This window comes from Streptomyces zaomyceticus (assembly GCF_014656215.1).
Taxonomy (GTDB): domain Bacteria; phylum Actinomycetota; class Actinomycetes; order Streptomycetales; family Streptomycetaceae; genus Streptomyces; species Streptomyces zaomyceticus.
Window position 1 is genome coordinate 1 of sequence record NZ_BNBZ01000078.1, and the last position, 588, is coordinate 588.

1 protein-coding gene is annotated in these 588 nt (G+C 74.1%); it reads left to right on the forward strand.

All coding sequences use genetic code 11. The features are described 5' to 3' along the window. Positions 1–588, forward strand: a 588-nt coding sequence (locus tag IE311_RS36505) for an ATP-binding protein (protein ID WP_409351074.1), incomplete at both ends; no start/stop codon positions are given.

Genomic DNA, 588 nt, shown 5'->3' on the forward strand with positions numbered 1-588 from the left:
TTGGGGGAGCGGGGTGCGGCGGCGCGTCCGGGGTTCGTGGTGGGTGAGGATCCGGGGGCGGCGGAGGAGATCTGTCGGCGTCTGGACGGTCTGCCGCTGGCGATCGAGCTGGCGGCGGCCCGGTTGCGGATGCTGACGTCGCGGCAGATCGCGGACCGTCTGGACGACCGGTTCCGGTTGTTGACGTCGGGGGCGCGGACGGTGTTGCCGCGGCAGCAGACCTTGCGGGCGGTGGTGGACTGGTCGTGGGAGCTGCTGGACGGGCCGGAGCGGGTGGTGCTGCGGCGGCTCGCGGTGTTCACGGGTGGGTGTGATCTGGCGGCGGCGGAGGCGGTGTGCGCGGACGACGCGGCCGGGGGTGTGCCGGACGTGCTGGATCTGCTGGGTGCGCTCGTCGACAAGTCGCTGGTGGTGGCGGGCCCGGGGGACGGGGGGATGCGGTTCCGGCTCCTGGAGACGGTGGCGGAGTACGCGGGGGAGCGTCTGGAGGAGTCCGGGGAGCGGGCGGCGGTCGAGCGGCGCCATCTGACGTACTACCGCGAGCTGGCCCGACGCACCGACCCCGAACTGCGCGGTGCCGGACAGGTC